The sequence below is a fragment of the Acidocella sp. genome, assembly GCF_035535915.1.
In the GTDB taxonomy this organism is placed as follows: Bacteria; Pseudomonadota; Alphaproteobacteria; order Acetobacterales; family Acetobacteraceae; genus Acidocella.
Map to the genome: position 1 here is coordinate 38,063 of NZ_DATLPB010000017.1, position 22,458 is coordinate 60,520.

18 protein-coding genes and 1 tRNA gene are annotated in these 22,458 nt (G+C 64.4%); 11 read left to right on the top strand and 8 right to left on the bottom strand.

The annotated features are described in order from the left end of the window. Nucleotide 1 precedes the first annotated feature (1 nt). The 3 genes from gltB to VNC39_RS02145 all read right to left on the bottom strand — a co-directional run bounded on the left by gltB (nt 2) and on the right by VNC39_RS02145 (nt 7,091). Nucleotides 2–4,534 (bottom strand): glutamate synthase large subunit, encoded by a 4,533-nt coding sequence (gene gltB / locus VNC39_RS02135; RefSeq protein ID WP_325395702.1) that lies wholly within the window; start codon nt 4,532–4,534, stop codon nt 2–4. A 5-nt stretch (nt 4,535–4,539) separates the two neighbouring features. Then, complete coding sequence (locus tag VNC39_RS02140) at nt 4,540–5,973, bottom strand: NAD(P)-dependent oxidoreductase (RefSeq protein WP_325395704.1); 1,434 nt, start codon at nt 5,971–5,973, stop codon at nt 4,540–4,542. A gap of 203 nt (nt 5,974–6,176) precedes the next feature. Continuing rightward, nucleotides 6,177–7,091: a complex I NDUFA9 subunit family protein gene (locus VNC39_RS02145; RefSeq protein ID WP_325395705.1), complete on the bottom strand. Its 915-nt coding sequence runs from the start codon at nt 7,089–7,091 to the stop codon at nt 6,177–6,179. A gap of 188 nt (nt 7,092–7,279) precedes the next feature. Between VNC39_RS02145 and VNC39_RS02150 the strand changes: the two genes are divergently transcribed. The 8 genes from VNC39_RS02150 (at nt 7,280) to hpf (ending at nt 13,771) form a co-directional block, all read left to right on the top strand. After that, nucleotides 7,280–7,366, top strand: a tRNA-Leu gene (locus tag VNC39_RS02150). A 58-nt stretch (nt 7,367–7,424) separates the two neighbouring features. Then, nucleotides 7,425–8,054 (top strand): ribonuclease D, encoded by a 630-nt coding sequence (locus VNC39_RS02155; protein WP_325395707.1) that lies wholly within the window; start codon nt 7,425–7,427, stop codon nt 8,052–8,054. A gap of 108 nt (nt 8,055–8,162) precedes the next feature. After that, a complete protein-coding gene (locus VNC39_RS02160) occupies nt 8,163–9,158 on the top strand; it encodes a KpsF/GutQ family sugar-phosphate isomerase (protein WP_325395709.1) in 996 nt (331 codons plus the stop codon). Then, a complete protein-coding gene (gene lptC / locus VNC39_RS02165) occupies nt 9,155–9,805 on the top strand; it encodes an LPS export ABC transporter periplasmic protein LptC (protein ID WP_325395710.1) in 651 nt (216 codons plus the stop codon). The genes VNC39_RS02160 and lptC overlap by 4 nt, the downstream gene beginning before the upstream one ends. After that, complete coding sequence (locus VNC39_RS02170) at nt 9,802–10,788, top strand: LptA/OstA family protein (RefSeq protein ID WP_325395711.1); 987 nt, start codon at nt 9,802–9,804, stop codon at nt 10,786–10,788. The genes lptC and VNC39_RS02170 overlap by 4 nt, the downstream gene beginning before the upstream one ends. Further along, nucleotides 10,785–11,534, top strand: a complete 750-nt coding sequence (gene lptB / locus VNC39_RS02175) for an LPS export ABC transporter ATP-binding protein (protein ID WP_325395713.1) — start codon at nt 10,785–10,787, stop codon at nt 11,532–11,534. The genes VNC39_RS02170 and lptB overlap by 4 nt, the downstream gene beginning before the upstream one ends. Before the next feature lie 104 nt (nt 11,535–11,638). Beyond that, on the top strand, nt 11,639–13,129 hold the full coding sequence (gene rpoN, locus VNC39_RS02180; protein WP_325395715.1) for an RNA polymerase factor sigma-54: 1,491 nt from the start codon (nt 11,639–11,641) through the stop codon (nt 13,127–13,129). Nucleotides 13,130–13,183: 54 nt separating this feature from the next. Beyond that, the gene (hpf, locus tag VNC39_RS02185; protein ID WP_325395717.1) at nt 13,184–13,771 is read left to right on the top strand and encodes a ribosome hibernation-promoting factor, HPF/YfiA family; all 588 of its coding nucleotides are present in this window, start codon (nt 13,184–13,186) and stop codon (nt 13,769–13,771) included. A gap of 21 nt (nt 13,772–13,792) precedes the next feature. Here hpf and VNC39_RS02190 read toward each other — a convergent pair whose 3' ends face one another. Together VNC39_RS02190 and map are read right to left on the bottom strand one after the other, a co-directional pair. Continuing rightward, entirely contained in the window at nt 13,793–14,221 is a 429-nt protein-coding gene (locus VNC39_RS02190) for a GNAT family N-acetyltransferase (protein ID WP_325395719.1), read from the bottom strand. Nucleotides 14,222–14,401: 180 nt separating this feature from the next. Next, the gene (gene map, locus VNC39_RS02195; protein ID WP_325395732.1) at nt 14,402–15,202 is read right to left on the bottom strand and encodes a type I methionyl aminopeptidase; all 801 of its coding nucleotides are present in this window, start codon (nt 15,200–15,202) and stop codon (nt 14,402–14,404) included. A gap of 274 nt (nt 15,203–15,476) precedes the next feature. Between map and VNC39_RS02200 the strand changes: the two genes are divergently transcribed. Continuing rightward, nucleotides 15,477–17,771, top strand: coding sequence for a xanthine dehydrogenase family protein molybdopterin-binding subunit (locus VNC39_RS02200; RefSeq protein ID WP_325395721.1), 2,295 nt, complete (start codon nt 15,477–15,479; stop codon nt 17,769–17,771). A gap of 199 nt (nt 17,772–17,970) precedes the next feature. Continuing rightward, entirely contained in the window at nt 17,971–18,801 is an 831-nt protein-coding gene (locus VNC39_RS02205) for a formate/nitrite transporter family protein (protein WP_325395722.1), read from the top strand. A gap of 204 nt (nt 18,802–19,005) precedes the next feature. On the opposite strand, the gene VNC39_RS02210 is transcribed toward VNC39_RS02205, so the two are convergent. Continuing rightward, the gene (locus tag VNC39_RS02210) at nt 19,006–19,293 is read right to left on the bottom strand and encodes a hypothetical protein (protein WP_325395724.1); all 288 of its coding nucleotides are present in this window, start codon (nt 19,291–19,293) and stop codon (nt 19,006–19,008) included. A 62-nt stretch (nt 19,294–19,355) separates the two neighbouring features. Here VNC39_RS02210 and VNC39_RS02215 point away from each other — a divergent pair, with 62 nt between their 5' ends. Then, nucleotides 19,356–20,396: an enoyl-CoA hydratase/isomerase family protein gene (locus tag VNC39_RS02215; RefSeq protein ID WP_325395725.1), complete on the top strand. Its 1,041-nt coding sequence runs from the start codon at nt 19,356–19,358 to the stop codon at nt 20,394–20,396. Here VNC39_RS02215 and VNC39_RS02220 read toward each other — a convergent pair. Continuing rightward, complete coding sequence (locus tag VNC39_RS02220) at nt 20,335–21,087, bottom strand: WecB/TagA/CpsF family glycosyltransferase (RefSeq protein WP_325395727.1); 753 nt, start codon at nt 21,085–21,087, stop codon at nt 20,335–20,337. The two genes, VNC39_RS02215 and VNC39_RS02220, sit on opposite strands and share 62 nt — an antisense overlap. Continuing rightward, nucleotides 21,075–22,280 (bottom strand): outer membrane beta-barrel protein, encoded by a 1,206-nt coding sequence (locus VNC39_RS02225; RefSeq protein ID WP_325395729.1) that lies wholly within the window; start codon nt 22,278–22,280, stop codon nt 21,075–21,077. The genes VNC39_RS02220 and VNC39_RS02225 overlap by 13 nt, the downstream gene beginning before the upstream one ends. Nucleotides 22,281–22,458 lie beyond the last annotated feature (178 nt).

The following is a 22,458-nucleotide window of genomic DNA, read 5'->3' on the forward strand; positions in this document are numbered from 1 at the left end:
CTCAGGCGCGGATTTCCGCTTTGTCCTCGCTCAGCGGCGCTGCCAGATAGTTAACATATTCCTTCGGCACGATCTGCCAGAAATGCGGCAGCGCGCGCTCCCAGTCATTCAGCATGGTGGCGGCATAGCGGCTTTCTGTCTCGGTCGCGTGCCGTTGGACCAGGGTTTTCAGCGTCTCTTCCCAATACGGGGTGGCGACACGTTGCCACAGCACCGTATCCGGATTTACCCGCAGCTCGAATTTCCGCTCCGGATCGTAAACGAACGCGACGCCGCCGGTGAAGCCGGCGCCGAAATTGTCGCCGACTTCGCCCAGCACCACCACCGTGCCGCCGGTCATGTATTCGCAGCCATTGGAACCGATGCCCTCGACCACCGTGACCGCGCCGGAATTACGCACGGCGAAGCGCTCGCCGGCCCGACCGGCCGCGAACAGCGCGCCGGAGGTCGCGCCGTAGAGGACGGTGTTGCCGATGATCGTGTTCTCGTTGCTCTTCAGCTTCGAGGACGGCACCGGCCGCACCACGATGGTGGCGCCGGACAGCCCCTTGCCGACATAGTCGTTGGCGTCGCCGAACACTTCCAGCTTCAGCCCCTGCACGGCGAACGCGCCGAGCGACTGGCCGGCGGAGCCGCGCAGCCGCACCGTCACATGGTTCGGCTGCAGCTTCGCCTTGCGGTACTTGGCGACGATCTGCGACGAGAATTTGGTGCCGATCGCCCGATGCGTGTTGCGGATGGCATATTGCAACTGCATCTTCTCGCCATTGGCGAAGAACGGTGCGGCATCCTCGATCATTTGCGCATCCAGCGTCTCGGGCACTTCATTGCGGCCTTCCAGCGTGCAGTAGCGCGCATACGGACCGGGATCGGCCTGAACGAGGATCGGGTTGAGATCGAGATCGTCCAGATAATCCGCGCCGCGGCTGACCTGGTGCAGCAGGTCGGTGCGGCCGATCACCTCAGCCAGCGAGCGGAACCCGAGCGAGGCGAGAATGCCGCGCACGTCGTCGGCGATGAAGGAGAATAGGTTGATCACCTTCTCCGGCGAGCCGTCGAATTTCTTGCGCAGTTCTTCATCCTGCGTGCACACGCCCACCGGGCAGGTGTTGGAGTGGCATTGCCGGACCATAATGCACCCCATCGCCACCAGCGAGGCGGTGCCGATGCCGAATTCCTCGGCGCCCAGCATGGCGGCGATCACCACGTCGCGGCCGGTCTTGATGCCGCCATCGGTGCGCAGCTTCACGGTATGGCGCAGCCGGTTGAGCATCAGCACCTGATGCGACTCGGAGAGACCCAGCTCCCACGGCATGCCGGCATATTTCACGGAGCTCTGCGGCGAGGCGCCGGTGCCGCCGACATGACCGGAGATCAGGATCGCATCGGCCTTCGCCTTCGCCACACCGGCCGCGATGGTGCCGATGCCGGAGCGCGAGACCAGTTTCACGCAGACCGTGGCGCGCGGGTTGATCTGCTTGAGGTCGTAGATCAGCTGCGCCAGGTCCTCGATCGAGTAGATGTCGTGATGTGGCGGCGGGGAGATCAGCGTGACCCCCGGCGTGGAATGGCGCAGCTTCGCGATCAGCGCGGTCACCTTGAAGCCCGGCAACTGGCCGCCCTCGCCCGGTTTCGCGCCCTGGGCGACCTTGATCTCGATCTCTTTGCAGTTGTTGAGATATTCCGCCGTCACGCCGAATCGGCCGGAAGCGATCTGCTTGATCGCCGAAGCGGCATTGTCGCCGTTCGGGCGCGGCTCGGAACGTGCCGGGTCCTCGCCGCCTTCACCGGAATCGGAGCGGGCGCCGATGCGGTTCATGGCGATCGAGAGCGTCTCGTGCGCCTCCGGGCTCAGTGCGCCGAGCGAGATGCCGGGGGCGATCAGCCGCTTGCGGATTTCGGTGATGCTCTCGACCTCGTCGACCGAAATCGGCGTGCGGTTCGCGCTGCGGAAATCCAGCAGGTCGCGCAGCGCCACGGGCGGCTGCTTGCGCACCATCTCCGCATAACGCTTGTACATCTGGAAGCTGTTGGAGGCGACGGCGCTTTGTAGCAGATGGATCGCGTTATCGTCGAACGCGTGCGTCTCGCCGGCGCGGCGCATGCGGTACATGCCGCCGATGTCCAGCGGTACCACATTGCCGCCCCAGGCCAGTCTGTGCTGCTCCAGCACCTTCTGCGCGATGCCGGGCAGGCCGATGCCGGAGATGCGCGAGGCCATGCCGGGGAAGAACTCGCCCACCAGGGTGCGCGACAGACCGATCGCCTCGAAATTATAGCCGCCGCGATACGAGGAGAGCACGGAAATGCCGAGCTTGCTCATTACCTTGAGCAGGCCCTTATCCACCGCCTTCTTGTAGCGGCCGACGCAGTCCTTCAGCGACAGTTTGCCGAACAGGCCGCGTGCATGGCGGTCGGCGATGCTTTCCTGCGCGAGATAGGCATTGATGGTGGTGGCGCCCACGCCGACCAACACGGCGAAATAATGCACATCCATGCATTCCGCGGTGCGCACGTTCAGGCTGGTGAAAGTGCGCAGGGACTGGCGCACCAGATGCGTGTGCACGGCCCCGGTGGCGAGGATCATCGGGATCGGCGCGCGCTCAGGCCCCATCGCCTCGTCGGTCAGGATCACATGGGTGCAGCCGATGCGCACGCCTTCCTCCGCCTCGCGACGGATGCGCTCAAGCGCGCGGCGCAGGCCGCCCTCGCCGTTCGCCACCTTGAAGGTGCAGTCGACGACGCAGGCATTCTTGCCCATCGTGCGGCGCATCGCCTCGAACTCGGCGGTGGACAAAACCGGGCTGTCGAGCTGCAGCAGATCGCATTGCTCGGAATCTTCATCCAGCACGTTGCCGAGATTGCCGAGCCGCGTCTTCAGCGTCATCACGCGGGCTTCGCGCAGGCTGTCGATGGCGGGATTGGTAACCTGGGAGAAGCTCTGGCGGAAGAAATGGTGCAGGCCGCGATATTTCTGCGACAGCACGGCGAGCGGCGTGTCGTCGCCCATCGAGCCGACCGCCTCGTTGGCATCCTCGACCATCGGATGCAGCAGCAATTCCAGCTCTTCCATCGTGTAGCCGACCGCGCGCTGGCGGCGGCGCAGCGCCTCGGCGTCGTACAACACCGGCTCCGGCGCGTCGGTCTTCACGATATGGTCGATCACCGCGATGCGCTTCACCCAGGCGCCGAACTCCTGGCGCGCCGCCAGCATGTCTTTCATATCCTGGTCGTGATAGAATTTGGCCGCGTCGAGATCGACGCCGATGGTCTGGCCCGGCCCCACATGCCCCTTCTCGACGATGGTGTCCTCGTCGAACTTCACCATGCCGGCTTCGGAGCCGACGATCAGCAGGCCCTGCGTGGTGACCGAGTAGCGCAGCGGGCGCAACCCGTTGCGGTCGAGCCCGGCAATGACGAAGCGGCCATCGGTGGCGGCGATTGCCGCCGGCCCGTCCCACGGCTCCATCACCGCGTTGCAGTACAGGAACAGATCGCGATGCGCCTTCGGCATGGTCGCGTCGCTGCCGATCGAGGGCGGGATCATCAGCGTCTTGGCCATCGGCGCGTCGCGCCCGGCGCGCACCAGCAGCTCGAACACATTGTCCAGCGACGCCGTGTCGGAACCGCCGGCCTGCACCACCGGCTTCACGTAATCGAGGAAATCGTCGAGTCCCTCGGCGGCGAGCCGCGTTTCGTGGCTCTGCATCCAGTTAATGTTGCCGGCAACGGTGTTGATCTCGCCGTTATGCGCCAGCATGCGGAAGGGCTGCGCCAGCCGCCAGGTGGGAAACGTGTTGGTGGAATAGCGCTGGTGGTAAATCGCAAAGCGCGAGACGAACCGCTCATCCTTGAGGTCGGGATAGAAATCCGCGAGATTCGCCGCCAGGAACATGCCCTTATAGATGATCGAGCGGCAGGACAGCGAGCACAGATAAAGCTCCGGAATCTGCGCGGCGATCGCCGCCTTCTCGATCTTGCGGCGGATGATGTAGAGTTCGCGCTCGAACACGTCCTCAGGCAGGTCACGCGGGCTCCAGATCATGATCTGTTCGATCTCGGGGCGCGTGGCGTTGGCTTTCTCGCCGATGCACTCGAAATGAATCGGCACCTGGCGCCAGCCATAGATGCGATAGCCGAAGCTCAGGATCTCCGCCTCGACGATCTGCCGGCAGCGTTCCTGCGCGGAGAGATCGGTCTTGGGCAGGAACACCATGCCGACCGCGATCGGGCCTTCGCGCAGGCGGTCGCCGCCGCGGCGCACTTCGGCAGCGAAGAAATCGCGGGGAATTTCGATATGGATGCCCGCACCGTCGCCGGTCTTGCCGTCGGCATCCACCGCGCCGCGATGCCAGACCGCCTTCAGCGCATCGATGCCGGCCTGCACCACGTCGCGGCGCTGCTTGCCGTCGAGCGCTGCCACCAGGCCGACGCCGCAGGCATCATGCTCCTGCGCCGCATTGTAAGTGTCCTTCAGGAGTTCCGTGTTGTGCGCCCAGGAGGCGAGGAATTCGGAAGCGGTTTCGTGGGTCATGAGAATTACTCCGCGGCCTGGGCCAGGTTCTGCGCCTGAATGAAATCATGAACGGCGGTGGCGGCATCGCGCCCGTCGCGGATTGCCCAGACGACGAGGGACGCGCCCCGCACGATGTCGCCGGCGGCGAACACGCCGGGCAGGCTGGTCATGAAGGTTTTCGGATGCACTTTCAGCGTGCCCCAGCCGGTGAGCTTGAGTTCCGGCTGGTTGAAGGCGCCCGGCATGTCTTCCGGGTCGAAGCCCAGAGCCTTGATGACGAGATCGGCCGCGATCGTGAAGGAACTGCCGGCGATGGGCTCCACCGATTGGCGGCCGGAAGCGTCCGGCAGGCCGAGATGCATGCGCGTCGCGCGCACGCCGGTGACGGTCTCGTCGCCGAGAAATGCCTCGGGCGCGGCGAGCCAGGTGAACACCACGCCCTCATCCTCGGCGTTCTTCACCTCACGGAGCGAGCCCGGCATGTTCTGGCGGTCGCGCCGGTACAGGCAGGTCACCGATTTCGCGCCCTGGCGGACCGCGGTGCGCACGCAATCCATCGCCGTGTCTCCGCCGCCGATCACCACCACGTTCTTGCCCGCGGCGTTGAGCCGGCCGGAATCGAATTCAGGCACCGCGTCCCCAAGCCCCTTGCGGTTCGAGGTGACGAGGTAATCCAGCGCCGGGACGATGCCGGGCAGGCCGGCGCCGGGCCCGGCGATTTCGCGCGCCTTGTACACGCCGGTCGCGACCAGCACGGCGTCATGCTTCTCGCGCAGGGAGGCGAAGCTGATCGCGCCGCCGATATCGGCGTTCAGCACGAAATCGACCCCGCCTTCCTCGAGCCATTTCCAGCGACGCAGGACGATCTCTTTCTCGAGCTTGAAGCCGGGAATGCCGTAGATCATCAGCCCGCCGACCCGGTCGTGGCGGTCATAGACGGTCACTTTATAGCCATGGCGGCGCAGCGCCTCGGCGGCGGCGAGGCCGGCCGGGCCGGAGCCGATGATGCCGACGCTCTGCGGCCGCTCGGCCTGCGCGCGGACCGGCTTCACCCAGCCATTCTCGAACGCGGTGTCGGTGATATAGCGTTCCACCGCGCCGATGGTGACGCTCTCGAACCCCTTCTCGATGACGCAATTGCCTTCGCAGAGCCGGTCCTGCGGGCAGATACGACCGCAAATCTCGGGAAATGTGTTGGTTGCGGCGGAGAGCTCATAAGCTTCCTCAAGCCGCCCCTCGGCTGTCAGCTTCAGCCAATCGGGAATGTTGTTCGAGAGCGGGCAATGCACGGAACAGAACGGAATGCCGCACTGGCTGCAACGGCTGGCCTGCGCCGCGGCATGCGGCTTGTCGAAGCCGGCATAGATCTCGCCGAAATCGGCGCGGCGCTCCGCCGCGTCGCGTTTTTGCGGGGTCTGTTGGGGCAGATGCGTGAATTGCAGCATGCGCTGAGCCATAATGTCCCACCTCGTCGAACAGAGTCATTCGCTGCGCAACAAAATTGCCCGCAGGGTTGTCGGGGGCTCTTAACTCAGTTTAGACGGCTTGGCCAGCAAAAAACGGCAACTAAGACAATATTGCTGTCATAGTTTTTGGGGTTTTTGTGCGGAGCGGTCAAGGATGGATTTTCCGCCTTCTTTATTAGGACAGAAAATATAACCTATTTTGCGCTCAAATAGGTGGGCACGATCAGGTCCATCGGCGTCGGGACGATGCCGAGCTCGGCGAGTCCCGGCGCCCAGGGTGAGACGATGTTGTCGCGCTCGAGCATGCGGATCTGGTCGGTGGTCAGCAATTTGCCGGGCAGATGTTGCAGAATCTGCGCCTGAAACTGCGCCAGGCGCGGCGGCAGATCGATCACAATCCGCTTTCGCCCGAGAATTTTTAACATATAGTCAATGAGTTGTCGGAACGTCCTGACGTCAGGCCCGCCAAGCTCGAAAGTTTGTCCGGCCGCGTGGGGCGTTGCGGCCGCCAGCGCCGCACGCGCGACATCACCGACATAGACCGGCTGGAATTTCGTCGCCCCTCCGACGATGGGCAGCACCGGGAGGATCAATGTCATCGCCGCGAAACGGTTGAAAAAACTGTCCTCGGCGCCGAACACGATGGAGGGGCGCAGAATCGCGGCCGGCGCAAAGGCGGCTCGTACCGAAGCTTCGCCGGCCGCCTTGCTGCGCCCATACAAGCTCGGGCTCGCCGCGTCGGCGCCGATGGCGGAGAGATGCACGAGATGCCGGGCTCCGGCGCCGGCGGCGAGCCGGGCGACCTGCCCTGCCCCATCGACATGCACTCGGTCGAAATCCCCTTTGCGGCTTTCAGCCAATAGTCCGGTGGCGTTCACCACCAGCGCCGCGCCCTCGACGGCGCGCGCCATCTGCCCTTCCGCGCCGAGCGGCGCGTAAAGCGGAACGATCTGCCCGGTCCGTCCCATGGTCTGCAAAAATGACGCACCCGGCACGTTGCGCACCGCGACGCGCACCACATAATCCCGGGCCGCGAGATGCTGCACGATATAGCGCCCGATAAACCCCGCCCCGCCGAACACTGTCGCAACCTTGCGCTCGCCCGACATTTTTCGCCCCCTGTTCAGAGATTTGTAGGATGGCGGAAAAATTTTATAAGAGCACGACCAAAAGCATCTCAGCCACAGTTGACGGCGCGAATTCAGAGGCGTAAAGCCCCGCCCCACGCCGCCCGATGACGACGCGGCCCGCTCCGGCGGGGTGCAGATCGGGCGACGGGATGAGTGAAAAGACACCTGCCCAGGTGGCGAAATTGGTAGACGCACTAGCTTCAGGTGCTAGCGATCGCAAGGTCATGGAAGTTCGAGTCTTCTCCTGGGCACCATCCTCTCTCGGCGCGCCGCGGCGCGCCTTCTCACCCTAGCAGATAATCCGAGGCCGGCATGAGCGCGATCCAGTTGCATAAGCACGATCTGCCGGCAGGCCTCGATTTCGGTTCCATGGTTGCCGTCGATACCGAAACGATGGGCCTCGACCCACGCCGCGACCGGTTGTGCCTGGTGCAGCTCTCGGCCGGCGACGGCACCGCGCATCTGGTGCAGATCATCCCGCCGGCGCTGGGCGGCAAAGGCGCGGACTGCCCCAATCTCAAAGCGCTGCTGGCCGACCCGGCGGTGACCAAGCTGTTCCATTTCGCGCGCTTCGACGTTGCCGCCTTGCTGAACGGGCTGGGCGTGGTCACGAGCCCGGTGATCTGCACGAAAATCGCCTCGAAACTGGTGCGCACCTATACTGACCGCCATGGCCTGAAAGAGCTGTGCCGCGACCTGGCGGGAATCGAGATTTCCAAGCAGCAGCAGACCAGCGATTGGGGCGCGCCGGAGCTGACGCCGGAACAGATGACCTATGCCGCGTCGGACGTGCTGTATCTCCACGCCATCTGGGCGCGGCTGGAAGCCTTGCTGGCGCGCGAGAACCGGCTGGATCTTGCCTTGGCGGCCTATGCCTTCCTGCCGACTCGGGCGCGGCTCGATCTGCTCGGCTATGCGGAGCCGGATCTCTTCGCGCACTGACGCCGGAAAGCGTGCCCCCGAAGCCACAGGTTACACTGGGTTGCCAAGCCCTCAGTTGACCGGAACGGCGGCGCTGTTCATACCCCTGTCATGAGTACCGGCGATAACATGCTGAAGCCTGCCGGAACGGACGGGACTGCAGGCGCACTCGATTTGACCATTGCCCGTGATGTTCTGGCGACCGAAGCGGCGGCTCTGGCTGCGCTCGGCGCCGGACTTGGCGTGGAATTTTGTGCCGCGGTCGATCTGCTGTTCGCCGTGACCGGCCGCGTGGTCGTCACCGGCATGGGCAAGTCCGGCCATGTGGCGCGCAAGATCGCCGCCACCCTTGCCTCCACCGGCACGCCCGCTCTGTTCGTTCACCCGGCCGAGGCCGCGCACGGCGATCTGGGCATGATCATCGCCGGCGATGCGGTGATCGCACTGTCCAATTCCGGTGAGGCCATGGAACTTGCCGCCATCGTCGCGCATGCCAGCCGCATCGGCCTGCCGTTGATCGGCATCACCTCGGTCGCGGAAAGCACGCTCGCCACCGCCGCCACCATGCCGCTGATCCTGCCTCCGGCCCCGGAGGCCGGGCCGATCGGCCTGGCGCCGACCACCAGCACCACCATGCAGATGGCCCTGGGCGATGCGCTGGCCGTGGTGCTGCTGGCGCGGCGGGGATTTTCGGCGCGCGATTTCCGCGACATTCATCCCGGCGGCAAGCTCGGCGCGCGGCTGAAGCGCGTGCGCGACCTGATGCATCGCGGCGACGAATTGCCGCTGGTGCCGCCCACCATCACCATGGATCAGGCGCTGATCACCATGACCGCGAAACGCTTCGGCGCGCTCGGCGTGGCCGATGAGTCCGGACATCTGCTCGGCATCGTCACCGATGGGGATTTGCGCCGCGCCATGGGGCCGGATCTGCTCGGCCGCCGGGTGGCCGACATTATGAACCGGACGCCCAAAACCATCGGCCCCGACGCGCTCGCCGAAGAGGCTTTGCGCGAAATGAACACCAATGTCCGCCCTGTTACCGCCTTATTTGTGGTGGACGACAGGCGCATGATCCAGGGCATCCTGCATATCCACGATCTGCTGCGCGCGGGGCTGGCATGAACCCGGCCGTCCGCGACCATATGCTGGACGGGTTGCGCCGGCGCAACCGGGCGACCCTGGCGGCCATCGCCCGGCGCAGCGCGTTGGTGACGTGGGGCAAGAAACTGCTCCCGCTGGCGGCCGTGGCGCTGCTGGTAGCGCTCGGGCTTGCCCCGTCCTGGCATTCCGGACGGGGCAAGGACCGCGTGACCTACCACATCAGCAACGCCCAGACGGACAACGCATCGCGCATGCAGGGCGCGCGCTATCATGGGGTGGACCAGCAGGGGCAGCCCTTCACCGTCACCGCCGGCAATGCCGTCGAGCAAGGGGCCAACAACGTCGCCCTCACCCAGCCGGTCGGCGACATCACCCTGAAATCCGGCTCTTGGCTGGAGCTGCGGTCGAATACCGGATTGTTCAACCAGAAATCCCAAACCTTGAATCTGGACGGCAACGTCACGCTGTATCGCAATGACGGCACCACCGTCACCACAACCAAGGCTTCCATCAACATGCAGACCGGCAGTGCGCATGGCACCGAGCCGACCGACGTGCAAGGGCCGTTCGGCACGCTGCACGCCGATCACGGGTTCGTCCTGGCCAATCGCGGCACCGAGATCACTTTCAACGGTCCGGCCACGCTGGTCCTGACGCAGATCAAGTGAAACAGGCCGCTGCATTTTTCGGGGGCCTCGCTCTGGCCACCCTGCTGCTGCGCCCGGCACAGGCGCAGACGCTCGATCTCAGCGGCAGCCAGCAAAGCGGTCCGCCGCTGCCGATCCAGATCAACGCCAGCCAAAGCATCCAGTGGAACCAGCAGGCGCAGACCGTGACCGCCACCGGCAATGCCAAGGCGGTGCGCGGCAATGTCACCGTCACCGCCGACGAGCTGATCGCGCATTACCGCAAGAAGGCCGCGCCGCCCGGCGCCAAGCCGGTTCCAGCGCCAACGCCGTCGAGCAGCACCGCCGGCGGCACCAATAACGGCGATCCGCTGGATCAGGGCGGTAATGAGCTCTACGAGCTGGATGCGGTCGGCGATGTGCACATCTACACCGCCACCGACAATGCCTGGGGCGATCACGCGGTCTACAGCCTGGACAACGCGGTCCTGGTGCTGACCGGCCAGCATTTGAAATTGACGACCCAGCATGACGTGATCACCGCCAAGGACGCGCTCGAATATTATGCGCAGAAACGCATGGCGGTGGCGCGCGGCGACGCGCTGATCGTGGCCGATACCGGCCGCTCGATCGCCGCCGACACCCTGATCGGGTATCTCGCGCCGCCCGCCGCGGCTAACGCGCCGCGCCCGGCGTCACGCCCGGACCAGAACGCCGATCCGCTGGACCAGGCGGGGCAGCTGCAAAAAGTCGATGCGATCGGCCATGTGGTGGTCCGCACCACCACCGACACCGCGACCGGCGATCGCGGGGTCTATCTGCCGCCCACCGGCCTGGCGCGGCTCGGCGGCGATGTGCATGTCATCCACGGCCCCAATCAACTGACCGGGAACGACGCGCTCGTGAACATGAAAACCGGCGTCGCCACGCTGCTCGCCGCCCCTGGCGGTCAGGTGGCGGGAACCATCGTGCCGAACGCCGCTCCCCCAGCCCCCGGCGCGGCAACGGCCAGGCCGTCGAAATGAGCGGCTTGAGGGTGATCGAAGGCCAAGGCGGCTTGTACGCGACCGGGCTCGGCAAGCAGTATAAAAAGCGCCCCGTGGTCCGCAACGTCTCGCTCTCGGTGAAACGCGGCGAAGCGGTCGGGCTGCTCGGCCCGAACGGCGCGGGCAAGACCACCACGTTTTACATGATCGTGGGGTTGATCGCCCCGGATAGCGGCAACATCGTCCTCGACGGCGCGGAGATTTCCGCCCTGCCGATGTATCGCCGCGCGCGCTTAGGCATCGGCTACCTGCCGCAGGAGGCGAGCGTATTCCGCGGCCTCAATGTCGAGCAGAACATCATGGCCGCTTTGGATGTGGTCGAGCCTGATCGTGATAAGCGCGAGGCCATGCTCACCGCTTTGCTGGCGGAATTCAGCATCAGCCATCTGCGCCGCACGCCGGCCCTGGCTTTGTCCGGCGGTGAACGGCGGCGCGTGGAAATCGCCCGCGCACTGGCGACCGCGCCCAATTACATTCTGCTCGACGAGCCGCTGGCCGGCATCGACCCGATCGCCGTGGGGGAGATCCGCGATCTCGTGTCGCATTTGAAGCATCGCGGCCTCGGCGTGCTGATCACCGACCATAATGTGCGGGAAACGCTGGAGATCATCGACCGGGCTTATATTCTCTACGACGGCCAGGTGTTGATGGAGGGTGCGCCGGAGGCGGTGGTGGCGCATGAGGACGTGCGCCGCGTCTATCTCGGCGAGAAATTCAGCCTGTAACTTTTCGGTTACGGGCCGGCCGTTTTATCGGGCTTTTGTTCTGCCATGCAGTTTTCGGACCAAAAACCGGTGGACAACGCGCAGGTATGATCTAACCTAGAAGCATGGCTTTTGCTCCTCGTCTCGATCTGCGGCATTCACAGTCCCTGGTGATGACGCCGCAGCTGCGTCAGGCAATCCATTTGCTGCAATGTTCCAACCTGGAAGTCGGCCAGTTCATCGAGGATGAGCTGCTGAAAAACCCGTTGCTCGAACGCGCCGAAGCGGTGGAGGCTGTGCCGGCGGTTGAACCCGTTTTGCCCGCCCCGCCGCCGGAAGCGATCGATGCCGCCAGTTTCGCCGGGTCGGGGTTGATGCCGGATGCGGCCAGCGCGCCGCTCGATATCGACGTTTCCAACACCTATGACGCCGGCACCGGCTCCGACGGCTATGCGAGCCACGGCGCCTCGGCCGGCGCCGGCGAGGATGAAGACTGGAACGGGATCGAGGCGATCGGCGACAGCAAACCAAACCTGCGCGAACATCTGGAACAGCAGGCCCGCCTCGCCTTCACCAGCCCGAGCGACCTTGCCATCGCCGCGGCGCTGATCGCCGCCCTCGACCCCGCCGGCCGCCTCGCCGAGCCGCCGGAAGTGCTGGCCCTGACGCTGGGCGTGGAGCTGGAGCGGCTGGAGGTCGTACGGCGCAAAATGCTGTGTTTCGACCCGACCGGTATTTTCGCCTGCGACCTCGCGGAGTGCCTGGCCGTGCAGCTCGCCGAACATAACCGGCTGGATCCCGCGATGCAGGCGCTGCTGGACAATCTCGACCGCCTGGCCAGGCGCGACATGCGCGGGCTGATGGATCTCTGCGGCGTGGATGCCGCCGATCTGGCCGACATGATCGCCGAACTGCGCCGGCTGGACCCGAAGCCCGGCGCGAAATTTGAGAACGAACCGCTGCGGCCGCTGATCCCCGACGTGCTGATGCGGCCGATGCCGGTGAAATCCGCCGAGGCGGGCGACTGGCTGCTGGAAATCAACCCGGAAACCATGCCGCGCTTGCTGATCCGCCGTGGGTTTCATGCCCGCCTCAGGGCCGGCGCGTCGCGCGAGACCAAAACCTTCCTGTCCGAACAGTTGCAAGGCGCGACCTGGCTGGTGAAAGCCCTGGAATCCCGCGCCCAGACGATCCTGCGCGTCTCCGGCGAAATCGTGCGCCGTCAGGACGGATTCTTCCGCCACGGCATCTCGCATTTGCGCCCCCTCACCTTGCGCGACATTGCCGTCGAGGTTGAGTTGCATGAGAGCACGGTCAGCCGCGTCACCTCGAACAAGTCGATCGCCACGCCGCGCGGCATTTTCGAGCTGAAATTCTTTTTCACCACGGCCCTGGCCGGCGCCAATGGCGAGACGCACAGCGCCGAAACGGTGCGCCACCGGGTGCAGAGCCTGATCGCCGGTGAAAGCCCCAGGCAGATTTTATCCGACGATGCCATCGCCGCTATATTACAAAAAGAGGGCATAGACATCGCGCGACGGACCGTGGCCAAATACAGGGACGCGTTGCGGATACCGGGCTCAGCGCAACGCAAGCGGGAAAAAATGCCCGCCTGAGGCGCGCTTTCACGAGCGCCCGAACCAAGAGCCCAAAAGTTCGGGAGAAGGCCAATGCAATTAACGGTCTCTGGCAAGCAAGTTGAACTCTCCGACGCCTTGCGCGTCCACGTGGCGAAGCATCTCGAGATCATCACCGCCAAATATTTCGACCATGCCCTGGAAGCGCATGTCACCTTCGGCAAGGCGCGCAGCTTTTTCACCTGCGATATCAATCTCCATGCCGGCCGCAACATTACCGTGCGCGGCGAAGGTGAGGCCGCCGACGCGCATGCCGCCTTCGATGACGCCGCGGAGCATATCGCCACCCGCCTGCGCCGCTATCGCCGGCGGGTCTCCGCGCATGCGCGCGATCTTAACAACCGCATCAAGCCGCAGGCTGGCCGCCAATACGTGCTGGCCTCCGAGACCGCCCTCGCCGAGCCCGAACTCCCGGCTGATACCGAGGAACTGCATCCGACCATCATCGCGGAAGCGACGGCCGTGATCGAAATTCTCTCGGTGCGCGACGCCGTGATGCGCATGGATCTGGCCTATCTGCCGGTCCTGATGTTCCGCAATTACAAGACCGGCCAGCTCAACGTGGTCTACCGCCGCTCCGACGGGCATGTCGGCTGGATCGATCCCTGCGACGAGCCCTGAGACCCGACGGGCCCGAGCTAACTACAGCGTGCGGGCGAGGCGGAGCGACGCGGTCTCGAAACCGATCGCGTGATAGAAGGCATGAGCCTCCTTCCGCTGCAGCCCGCTCGTCAGTTCGAGGATTCCGCAGCCCATCTCGGCGGCGATGGCGGCGGCGTGATCGACCAGCATCTTGCCCACGCCCTTGCCGCGCGCCGCCTCGTCAACGACCAATGTCATGATGCGCGCGGCTTGCGTCTCATATTGCAAAAGCGGCGCCCAGTGCAGGGTAATCACCCCGAGCAGCACGTCACCATCAGACGCGACGAGGATACGGTGATCCGGTTCCGTCATCAGGCGCCTGAAGCTCGTGGCAAGGGAAGCGGCGGAGGGCTCGTAGCCGAGCTGGCGAACGAGGTCCCGGATCGCACCGAGATCGGCGTCCCGGGCGGGGCGGATTTGAATAGGCATGGGCGCGGACGCTAGCCGGGGGCAAAGTGCAAGGCAAGGAAGCAGCCGCTTTTTGAAAAAAGCGGCGCAAAAACTTTTACTATGCTGGGCCATTGGCGTTGGCGCTGACGCAGCCTGAGGCCCAGCATAACAAAGTTTTTTTGCTACTTTTTGTTCACAATAAAGTAGCGCTTACTCCTCTTAAGCGTAAGGCGGCGCGGTATAGCCGGCGGGCGACAGCGTGAAAATCTCGCAGCCGGTCTCCGTGACGCCGACCATGTGCTCGAACTGCGCGGAGAGCGAACGGTCGCGTGTCACCGCTGTCCAGCCATCGTCGAGAACCTTCACGTCCGGCCGCCCGACATTCACCATCGGCTCGATGGTGAAGAACATGCCCGGCTTGAACACCGCCCCTTCGCCGCGCTTGCCGAAATGCAGCACGTTCGGCGGTTCGTGGAAGCGCCGGCCGATGCCGTGGCCACAGAAATCCCGCACCACCGAAAAACGCTGTGCCTCGACATAGCTCTGGATGACGTAACCGACATCGCCGAACGTGTTGCCTGGCTTCACTTCTGCGATGCCGCGCATCATCGACTCATACGTGACGTCCAGCAGGCGCTTCGAGCGGGTGCTGAGCTGGCCGGCCACATACATGCGGCTGGTGTCGCCATACCAGCCGTCGAGGATCACGGTGACATCGATATTGAGGATGTCACCGTCCTGGAGCTTCTTCTCGCCGGGAATGCCGTGGCAGACGACATGGTTGATCGAGGTGCAGATGGATTTCGGGTAGCCGCGGTAGTTCAGCGGCGCCGGGACCGCGCCATGCGCGACGATGAAATCATGGCAAAGCGTGTTCAGCCGTTCGGTGGTCACGCCCGGCACCACATGCGGGCCGATCATGTCCAGAGTCTCCGCGGCCAACCGCCCGGCGGCGCGCATCGGCGCGAAATCCTCCGGCTTGTGAATCGTGATCCGCCGCGATTCGGCGCCGCCATCCATCATCTGCTACTTTCACTATGCGGCGCTCCCAGGGGCCGGCGCCAAATGGTTCTCTGCTATTAGATGCAGATGCATGTCGCCAAGGCAAGGCATTAAGCGGGCATCACCAAGCGGACGCCGGCCGATAAACCCGTATTGACCGCATGGCATGGGTCTCCTTTAATGATGTCAGGCCTCGTGAAGTTCGGGTGCGGGCGGTAACGTTCCCCCTGCCTGGGCTGGCCTTCGCCCCTGCCTTCGCCTCATGACAAGTCCAGCATAAGGAACGCCTGAGATGACAAAATTCGGTGTCGCGCAGCCGGTGCGCCGTGTCGAAGACCCGCGCCTGCTCCTGGGGCATGGCCGCTATACCGACGATATCGCGCCGGTGGATGCGCTGTTCGGTTTCGTGCTGCGCAGCCCCTATGCGGCGGCGAAAATCCTTTCCATCGACACCGAGGCGGCGCGGCAGATGCCGGGCGTGAAGGCGGTGTACACCGGCGCCGATCTTGAGGCCGATAAGATCGGCGGCGTGCCCTGTGTGATACCGCTGAAGAACCGCGACGGCAGCGCCAGAGCGGAGGCGCCGCATCCGGCCCTGGCAACGGGGTTTGTCCGCCATGTCGGCGATCCGGTCGCCTTCATCGTTGCCAGCACCGCCTCGGCGGCGCGGGACGCCGCCGAGGCGGTGCTGGTGGATTACGACGCAATGCCGGCAGTGACCGACATGCAGGCCGCCATCGCGCCGGGCGCGCCTTTGGTCTGGCCCGAGGCTCCGAACAACATCGTCTTCGACTGGCACACCGGCGACAAGGACAAGACCGATGCGCTGTTCGCCAAGGCGGCGCATGTCACCAAGCTTACCGTGGTGAACAACCGCATCATCGTGAACTCGATGGAGCCGCGGACCGCCTTCGCCGCCTTAGAAGATGGGCGCTGGACGCTCACCACCACCAGCCAGGGCGGATGGAGCCTCAAAGAAATGCTGGCGGAGCAGGTATTCAAGGAACCGGTGGAGAAATTCCGCATCGTCACGCCGGATGTCGGCGGCGGTTTCGGGATGAAGCTGTTCCTTTACGCCGAGCATGTGCTGGTCTGCTACGCGGCGCGCAAACTTGGGGCGACGGTGCGCTGGACCTCCGAGCGCGGCGAGGCGTTCCTCTCCGATACGCAGGGGCGCGACCAGATTTCCGACGCCGAGCTGGCGCTGGATGCCGAACATAAATTCCTCGGCATGCGCATCCGCACGCTGGCCGGCATGGGCGCCTATCTTTCCAATTATGCGCCCTTCATCCCCACCCTCGCCGGCTCGAAAGTGCTCGGCAGCGTGTATGATTTCCAGTCGATCTACGTGAACGTTCTGGGCGTCTTCACCCATACGGTGCCGGTGGACGCCTATCGCGGCGCGGGGCGGCCGGAGAGCAATTATCTCGTCGAGCGGCTGATCGATGCGGCGGCGAACGAACTCGGGCTGGACCGCGCGGGCTTACGCCGGCGCAACATGGTGCCCGCATCCGCCATGCCGCACGTATCGGCGATGGGCCAGAAATACGATTCCGGCGATTTCACCAAGGTGCTCGACGCTGCCCTCGACGCGGCCGACTGGCGGGGCTTTCCGGCCCGGCAGCAGGAGGCCGTGCAGGCGGGCAAAAGGCGCGGCATCGGCCTGGCCTATTATCTCGAAGCGACCGGTGGCTCGGACTCCGAACGCGCGGAAATCCGCTTTTCGGCGGATGGCTATGTCGATGTCTATGTCGGCACGCAATCTTCGGGCCAGGGGCATGAGACCGCCTATGTGCAGCTCACCGCCGCCCAGCTCGGCGTGGACGGTGAAAAAATCCGCATTCACCAGGGCGATACCGACACGATCCCGACCGGCGGCGGCACCGGCGGGGCGCGCAGCCTTTACTCTGAAGGCCAGGCACTGCGGGTGGCGGGCATGTCGGTCATCGAAAAAGGGCGGCAGCAGGCCGGCGCCTATCTGGAGGCGGCGGAAGCCGACATCGTGTTCGCCGACGGCAGGTTCAGCATCGCCGGCACCGACCGGGGCGTGGATATTCTGACCCTGGCGGCGCAAAACCCGGGCGCGCTGAATGCCGCCGAGGTGGCGGCGATCAACGCGCACACGTTTCCGAATGGTTGCCACATCGCCGAAGTGGAGGTGGACCCGGAAACGGGTGTCGCCCGCGTCGCGCGTTATCTTGTGATGGACGATGTCGGCAAAGTGGTGAATCCGATGATCGTGCGCGGCCAGGTGCATGGCGGCGTGGTCCAGGGCGTGGGCCAGGCGATTTATGAACGGGTGGTCTACGATGCCGAGAGCGGCCAGCTCCTCTCCGGCAGCCTGACGGACTATGCTTTGCCGCGCGCCGATGACATGCCGGACATCCGGGTCGAATTCATCGAAATCCCCTGCGTTTCCAATCCGCTCGGCGTGAAGGGCGCGGGCGAGGCCGGCGCGGTCGGCAGCCCGCCGGCGGTGGTCAATGCCATCATCGACGCGCTGAAGCGGGACGGGGTGATTTCGGTGGACATGCCGGCGACCCCGGAACGGCTTTGGAAGGCCATCGTCGCGGCGAAAGCCGCGTAACGATAGGAACTTTCTACCACCCCATATCGAAAAGCTTATAACATGTTGAAAAAATTACAAAATTTTACGTAGCTGCAGGGCAGCCACGCTGTCATGTACTAGCACTGGTCATCAACATCATCTAACGATCTATCAAGGGCGTCTCTTGAGCATGTCGAGAGTGCCCGCATTATTAACGTCAGATATGTTGGAGATGACCTTGGATTACGTTTCCCCCCTCGAACTGACGGGCAGCATGCTCGAGAGCGGCGCAAAGAAGGCTCGCCTTAGCGTCTCCGATATGCTGATCCGCGGTGCTTTTGCCGGCGCCCTGCTGGGCATGGCCGCCACCCTCGCCAATGCGGCCACGGTGGCCACCGGCGACGCGCTGATGGGCGCCGTCACGTTCTCGTTCGGCTTCGTCATGATCGCCTTGCTGAATCTTGAACTCTTCACCGGCTGCTGCGTCATGCTGCCCTTCGCCGCCTTCGGCGGCCGCGCCACCAGCGGTCAGGTTCTGCGCAACTGGGTGTTCGTCTATATCGGCAACCTGATCGGTTCGCTGCTCTACGCCATCATCTATGCCGCGGCCAACACCAAGTTCTTCACCGTCGCCCCGGACCCGGTCGGCGCCAAGGTGGTCGCGATCGGCATCGCCAAAGTGGTGCCCTATATGCATGCCGGCACCGCGGGCTGGGGGAGCGCTCTGCTGAAGGGCGTGCTCTGCAACTGGCTGGTGGCTCTGGCGTCCGTGCTGGCGCTCGTGTCCCGCTCCACCATCGGCAAGATCGTCGCCTGCTGGCTGCCGATCACCGCCTTCGTGGCGCTGGGCTTTGAGCATAGCGTCGCGAACATGTTCGACATTCCGGCCGCCATGATGCTGGGCGCGCCGATCACCGTCGGCCAGTGGCTGATTTGGAACGAGATCCCGGTCACCATCGGCAACATCATCGGCGGCATGATCTTCACCGGTCTGGCGCTGTATGTGACCTACAAGCCCGACACGTCCAAAGTGGCGTCCGCCGCGGCCGTGCCGGTCGCCGCCGAATAAGCGGGTAAGACCTCAATCAGAAAGCCGGAGCGGCGACGCTCCGGCTTTTTTTATTTAAGAAAGCAGGCGCTTTTTGAAAAAAGCGTCGCAAAAACTTTTATTATGCTGGGGCATGGGCTGTGTCAGCGACAACGCCCATGGCCCAGCATAACAAAGTTTTTTTGCTACTTTTTGTTCACAAAAAGTAGCGCTTCCTTCCCTTCCCTAAGACAACCGCCCGTTCAAGAACCCCAACGCCGGCAGCGGCTTCCAGCGGCGCGGCAGGTCGGAGCGGCGGATCGGGCGAATGGCATAACGGGGATAAGGCTGGTCGGTGCGTTCGAGGAACCCGGCATAGGCCCGCACCTCCGCCTCGCGCCAGGCCTGATCGGCCAGGGCGGCGGCGCGGCTGGGATAGATTTCTGCGATGCGGATGACCCGGTCGATGATCGCCACCACCGCCCACAGTGAGTCCTCACTGCCTCGGCGTTTTTCAGCAAAAAATTCGACCATTCACGCCCTTGCTCCGAGTGCCGCTTCGGTTACGTATGGTCCCAACATAAGGGAGATCAAATATGGATCAAGAAGTTCAAGTCTGGCGCGAAGGGCGGGCGGGACGCATTCGGTTGCAGCGACCGCAGGCTTTGAATGCGCTGAATTTGGGCATGATCCAGTCCATCCATGAAGCGTTGAATCTGTTTTCCGTCGACCCGGACGTGCATTTTCTGCTGATCGACGCGCCGGAGCGCGGGTTTTGCGCGGGCGGTGACGTGCGCGGCATCCGTGCCGCGGCGCTGGCGGACGACCGCAGCGCGGCGAGGATATTTTTCGCCGCGGAATATAAGCTGAATCAGGCGATTGCCGCCTGCCCGAAACCGTTCGTGGCACTGGTCGACGGCGTCTGCATGGGCGGCGGTATCGGCATTTCGGTGCATGGCAGCCACCGCATCGCCACCGAACGGGCGATGTTCGCCATGCCGGAAACGGCAATCGCTTTGTTCCCCGATGTCGGCACGAGCTACCTGCTCCCTCGCCTGCCCGGCGCGCTGGGCTTCTATATGGGGCTGACCGGCGCGCGAATGGTCGGCGCGGATGCCGTGCATGCAGGCCTTGCCACGCATTTCGTGCGACGCGAGTCATTGCCGGCGCTGGAGGCGGCACTCGTGCGCGATGGCGTGGCGGTGGTTGCCGCTTTCGCCGAGCCCCTGCCCGCTTTTTCCCTGGCGGCGGCGCGCCCGGTGATCGACTTGGCGTTCAGCGCGCCATCGGTCGCGGACATCATGGCGCGGCTGGCGGCGGATGGCGGCGCCTTCGCGCAGGAGACGCTGGCCATTTTACGCCTGCATTCTCCCAGCGCCGTGCATTGGAGTTTTGCCATCCTCCGCGCCGGGGCGCATCGCAGCCTGCCGGAGGCGCTGGCGGCGGAACTGGCATTGGCGGTGCAGGTTACCAGCCTGCCGGAATTTTTCGAAGGCGTGCGCGCCGTCCTGGTGGACAAGGACCGCGCGCCGCACTGGCAGCCGGCGCGGCTGGAAGATGTGGACCCGGCCGCGATCAACGCGCTTTTCGCCGATAGGCCTCCAGCGCCAGAAACAGCAGCACTTTCGGATCGGTGATGAGGTAGCGCCGAGCCAGGCGGTGCGGCTCCTGGAGCAGCCGGTAAAACCATTCAAGCCCGCGCCGCCGCATCCATCGCGGCGCGCGCTGCCTGGTTCCGGCGCAATATTCGAGCGCGCCGCCGATGCACAGCCCGGTGCCGGTGGCGTCCAGCCGCGTGGCGATGGCATAGGCCAGCAATTCCTGTACCGGCGAGCCGACGGCGAAAAATATGAAATCCGCCTGCTGCATGCGGATGAAATCGCGCGCCCGGCGGAAGGCCGGCAGATCGTGCAATAACCCCATCGGCGGCTGATGGTGCAGAAACCGGACGCACGGGTAGCGCGCCTGCAACGCCCCGACATGGTGCGCCGTCATGCCCAGCACGGCGACGCGCCTTCCATCCAGCCGGGAAAGCAAGGAGGCGGTGAGATCGGCGCCGGTGACGACCTGCGGCCGGCGTAGCCCCAGCCGGTCCGCGCAAAGCCCGATCAGCTGTGAATCCAGCAGGCAGAACATCGCGCCGCGATAAGCGGCTTGGAGCGGCGGCATGCGCGACAACCGCTCTATATGGTCGGCATTCGGCGTCACCACATAGGCAAAGCGCGCCTGTTGCGGCCGCGCCAGGAGCGTCTCGACAATCTCCTCAAGGCGGCGATCGTCGAATTCGACGTCGAGCAGCCGGATGGTGGCGGCCCTCACGGTGTCCATGTCGCCCCGATCGTCACCACATGCTCATTTGCGGCGGGCAGGAAATTGGCTTGGCGGTCGTTGAAGGCGTAGGCCGCGTTCAGCGCCAGCACGGTATTGAGCTGCCAGGACAGGCTTGCTCCCGCGCGATAAATCGTCTCCTCATCCGGCGTGAGCAAATAGGCGGCATGGTCGGCCTCAGCGGAAATCTGCACAATCGTCTCTCGCGTAGCGCTGCGGCGAAGCGAAAACCTGGCCTGGGTGAGCGTGTAAGGCACGGCGCTGATCGCGTCCGGGTCGTCGATTTCCCGCGCCACGGTGAGTCGCACATGGTCGAGCCTGTCCGGCAGCCAATCGAGCCCGGCCTCCAGCACCGGCGCCAGCAATTTGTCCCCCTGGCGCGGTCGGCGCTGCGCGAAGCCGGCCAGCGCGCTGAATGTCCACAAACCGTCGGCGGTGTCGACCAGACCGACGAGCAGCGCGTTGGTGTCGGCGTTGAGCGCCTGGTCGCGGTAGAGCGATTGCGCCGCCTGCACGCGCACCACCAGGCTTAACGGGCTGCCCGGCAGATAAGAGAGGGTCGCGCGTTCGCGGTCGTCGCGCCGGTTCTGTGCGGCGTCATCAGGGAACCGGAAAGACGTGACGGATATTTCCGGCGTCAGGCTGAACTGCCCCAGCACGATGGAATCGCTGGCGCGCAGATCGGTTGCGGTGAAGGGAACCGGCGTGACGATTCCGAGCGTGCCGATGTCGAACCCGCTCTCCTGCGCGTTGAGAATGCCGCCGCTGAGCGTGATGGTTTCACGCGGCAGCGCGACGCGCTCGCCCAATGCCAGGGCCGAGCTGGAGAGATTCTGCGCCTGGTCCTGCGGATAGCGTGCAAATGCGCCGGAGGCGAAGACGCCCAGGCCCAGAAGCGGATCGGTCACCAGGATTTGCGGCGCCACATTGTACACAGATGAACCCGCCGCGCCGTTCGGTGCTGAATCGTAACCACCCGCCAGCGCCACCGACGGCGCCACCGACACACCGCCGAATTGCCACGGCACGGATGTAAGCTGCCGGTCCGGGTGCGGCGCGGTGACGCTGAACGAATTTTCGTAGCCAGGAATGCCGTCCGGCAGCACGGACTCCAGCAACTGCCCGCGCGCCGCGCATATGGCGCAGAGCCACAGCACCGAGGCCAGCGCGAGGCGTGGGTGACGCATAACCATGGCTTAGCAGTATCATTTTGATATCAAAATATCTATTGCACTGCTGTTTGCTAAAGGAAGGAAGGCTACTTTTTGTGAACAAAAAGTAGCAAAAAAACTTTATTTCCGCTGGGCCATGGGCGTTGTCGCTGACACAGCCCATGGCCCCGCATAAAACAAAAATTTTTGCGCCGCTTTT